The following is a 3,807-nucleotide window of genomic DNA, read 5'->3' as shown; positions in this document are numbered from 1 at the left end:
TGGGGGCTGAGCGTGCTGCCGGTGCACTGTGTGCCGAAGGAACGGCCGGGGGAGGGACGGGACGACGCGGCACCGCCGCCCCACCGTCGGAACCGTCCGGACGGAGAACCTGACGGACAGTCAATCGGCTGAGCGGTCATGGTGTTCCCGCCACCTCCGCGGGGAGCCCCGCGCCGGTGCGGGGCCGGACTGGCAGGTGGGACACCAGTAGGTGGGACGCTCCTGGGAGCCGTCGCCCTGGCCGGCCGCGCGGACGGAGGTGCCGCAGCGCAGGCAGGGGCGCGGTGCGCGACCGTAGACGAACAGGTCCTGGCCGCGCAGGCCCGTGGTCCGGCGGACCACGCGGTCGCGGTTGGCCTCCAGGAGTTTCTTGGCCAGGGCGGGCAGCCTCGCGGCCCGGTCGGCGGGCAGGGCGCCGACGGGCAGCCACGGGGTCACGCCGAGCAGGAAACAGAGCTCGCACTTGTAGATGTTGCCGATGCCGGCGAGATTGCGCTGGTCGAGCAGGGCCTCGCCCAGCTCGCGGCCCGGGTCGGCGAGGAGGTTGGCCAGGGCCAGGTCGGGGTCCCAGCCGGGGCCGAGGAGGTCCGGGCCGAGGTGCGCGACGGTGCGGTCCTCCTCGGTGGTGCGCAGCAGCTCCAGGACCTGCAGGCGGTAGCCGACGGCGGTGCGGCCGTCGGTGCCGAGCACGGCGCGGATCTGGTGGGCGGGGCCGCCCCTCCAGCGTTCACCGGTGCCGTACACCTTCCAGGCGCCCTCCATCAGCAGGTGCGAGTGCAGTGTCAGGCCGCCTTCGAAGCGGGTGAGCAGGTGCTTGCCGCGCGAGATCGTGTCCAGGACGGTCCGGCCGGTGAGGTCGACCGTGGCGTACTTCGGCACCCGGAAGTCGCTGCGGGTCAGCACCTTGCCCGCGAGGGCGTCGTGCAACCGCCTCGCGGTCCGCCAGACCGTGTCGCCTTCGGGCATGGGTCAAGGGTGACACGTGCGGGTGAACCCGCGCGTGGGCACGCCTGCTCGGCTCATGCGCGCAGGCGCAGGCCGCGCGGGGTGGCGATGAAGCCCGCTTCTTCCAGGAGGGTGCCGGTGGGAGAGGTCAGCGCGGAGGCGCCGTTGACGCGCTCCACGGTGACCGTGCCCAGCGAGCCCGCGCGGGCGGCCGCGGCGAGTGCCCCGGCGGCCACCCGAAGGCGCGGGTCGTCACCGGCCGCGCCGTCCGGAGCGGCGGGCCAGGCCAGCAGGGTCTTGCCGCCGCGCTCCATGTAGAGCGTCAACTCGCCGTCCACGAGCACCACCAGGGAGCCGGCCTTGCGGCCCGGCTTGTGCCCCGCGCCGGTCGGCGGCTCGGGCCAGGGCAGGGCGGCGCCGTAGGCGTTCGCGGGGTCGGCGGCGGCGAGGACCAGCGCTCGTGGGTCGGCGGAGGCCGTACGGGCGCGGCGGTCACCGAAGCCGGAGCCGTACGGGAGGCTTCGCCCGACGCCTCGTGGGCCGCCGTGACCCGGTGGGGCGAGGTCCCGGGGCGAGACGTACTCGCCCGGTGCGGACCGGTCGCTGTCCAGCCAGTCGAACTCACCGCCCGGACCGGCGGCGGGGAACCCGGCCTCGAAGCCGCCGGGCAGCGGGGGACCGTCAAGGGAACCGGAGCCGTCGGGACCGCCGCCCCGAGAACTCTCGCCGGGCAGGCCCGCGTCCCGCTCGCGCGCGCCCGCCACCGCGCGCAGCCGGTCGACCGCGCCGTCCATCGCGAACTGGGCGGCGCCCAGGCCCTCCACCACATAGCCCCGCCGGGCCTGGCCGCTCTCCTCGAAGGCGGACAGGATCCGGTACACCGCCGAGAACCCGCCCTCGACGCCCTCCGCCGACACCGCTCCCCGCGTGACCACGCCGTGCCGGTCGAGGAGGGCGCGGGCCAGCGCGTGGGCGCGCACGGTGGGGTCGGGATCGCGGACGGGCAGCAGCGACCAGCGGCCGGCGACGGTGGGCGGGCCGCCGCGGGAGGCGGGACGGGCCGCGGCCGTCAGGGAGCCGTAACGCCCGCGCGGGACCGCGCGCTTGGCCCGGTGGGCCGTGGAACCGGCGGTGCGGCCCGAGCCGAGCAGGGAACGCATCGGCGCGAGCGTGTCGTTGGTGAGCCGTCCGGACCAGGCCAGGTCCCAGACGGCGTCGGCCAGCTGGGGGTCCGTGGCCTCGGGGTGGGTGGTCGCCCGGACCTGGTCGGCGATCTGACGGAAGAACAGGCCGTAGCCGCCGGAGAGGGCGTCCAGGACGGACTGGTGCAGGGCGGTCGGCTCCAGGGGGTGCGGTGGCGGCAGGAGCAGCGGGGCCGTGTCCGCCAGGTGGAGGGAGACCCAGCCGTCCTTTCCGGGCAGCGCGCCCGCGCCCGCCCACACCACCTCGCCGGCGGCGGTGAGTTCGTCGAGCATCGACGGCGTGTAGTCCGCCACGCGGGACGGCAGGACCAGCTTCTCCAGCGCGGAGGCGGGCACGGACGCGCCCTGCAACTGCTCGACGGCGCGCACCAGTCCGTCGATGCCGCGCAGACCGTGCCCCTTGCCGATGTGCTGCCACTGGGGCAGGAACCGGGCCAGCGCTGCCGGCGGCACCGGTTCCAGCTCGTGCCGCAGCGCGGCCAGCGAGCGGCGGCGCAGCCGGCGCAGTACGGCCGCGTCGCACCACTCCTGTCCGATGCCCGCCGGGTGGAACTCGCCCTGGACGACACGGCCGCCCGCCGCGAGCCGCTGCAGCGCGCCCTCGACGACCGCCGCGCCCAGGCCGAAGCGGGCCGCGGCCGTCGCCGACGTGAACGGGCCGTGGGTGCGGGCGTGGCGCGCGAGGAGGTCGCCCAGCGGGTCCTTCACCGGCTCGGTGAACGCCTCCGGGACGCCCACCGGCAGGGCGGTGCCGAGTGCGTCGCGCAGCCGGCCGGCGTCCTCGACGGCGGCCCAGTGGTCGGTCCCGGCGATCCGGACCCGGATGGCCCGGCGGGCCCCGGCCAGCTCCCGCGCCCAGCCCGGTCCGGCACCCCGCTCGGCCAGTTCGGCGTCGGTGAGCGGACCGAGCAGCCGCAGGACGTCGGCGACGCCCTCGACGTCCTTGACCCGGCGGTCCTCGGTCAGCCACTGCAGCTCCCGCTCCAGCTCCACCAGCACCTCGGAGTCGAGCAGTTCGCGCAGCTCGGCCTGGCCCAGCAGCTCGGCCAGCAGCCGCGAGTCCAGCGACAGCGCGGCGGCGCGGCGCTCGGCGAGCGGCGAGTCCCCCTCGTACAGGAACTGGGCGACGTACCCGAACAGCAGCGAGCGCGCGAAGGGCGACGGCTCGGGTGTGGTGACCTCGACCAGGCGCACCCTGCGGGACTCGATGTCGCCCATCAGCTCGGCCAGGCCCGGGACGTCGAAGACGTCCTGCAGGCATTCGCGCACCGCCTCCAGGACGATCGGGAACGAGCCGAACTCACTCGCCACCTGCAGCAGTTGGGCGGCACGCTGACGCTGCTGCCACAGCGGGGTGCGCCTGCCCGGGTTGCGGCGCGGCAGCAGCAGCGCGCGGGCGGCGCACTCGCGGAAACGGGACGCGAACAGGGCCGAGCCGCCGACCTGGTCGGTGACGATCCGGTCGACCTCGCCCTTGTCGAAGACGACGTCCGCCGCGCCGACGGGCGCCTGCTCGGTGTCGTACTCCGGACCTGCCTTCATGGGCTCCTGGTCGAGCAGGTCGAATCCCATGAGGTCGGCGTCGGGCAGACGCAGCACGATGCCGTCGTCGGCGTGCATGACCTGTGCGTCCATGCCGTACCGCTCGGACAGGCGGGCG

Annotated in this window: 2 protein-coding genes; both read right to left on the bottom strand. The window is 75.7% G+C overall.

Annotation, left to right across the window (positions count from 1 at the left end; genetic code table 11):
* Nucleotides 1–120 precede the first annotated feature (120 nt).
* Nucleotides 121–966 carry an Fpg/Nei family DNA glycosylase gene (locus RH94_RS07840; RefSeq protein ID WP_073946906.1) on the bottom strand — a complete coding sequence of 282 codons (846 nt, stop codon included), beginning with the start codon at nucleotides 964–966 and terminating at the stop codon, nucleotides 121–123.
* A 53-nt stretch (nucleotides 967–1,019) separates the two neighbouring features.
* Nucleotides 1,020–3,807 (bottom strand): Lhr family ATP-dependent helicase (locus tag RH94_RS42710; protein WP_456154164.1); only part of this gene is annotated, 2,788 nt, incomplete at its 5' end.

The organism is Streptomyces kebangsaanensis (assembly GCF_001906585.1).
GTDB classification, from domain to species: Bacteria; Actinomycetota; Actinomycetes; order Streptomycetales; family Streptomycetaceae; genus Streptomyces; species Streptomyces kebangsaanensis.
The sequence above is the reverse complement of the archived record's forward strand: the minus strand, read 5'-3'. Positions and strand labels throughout refer to the sequence as shown.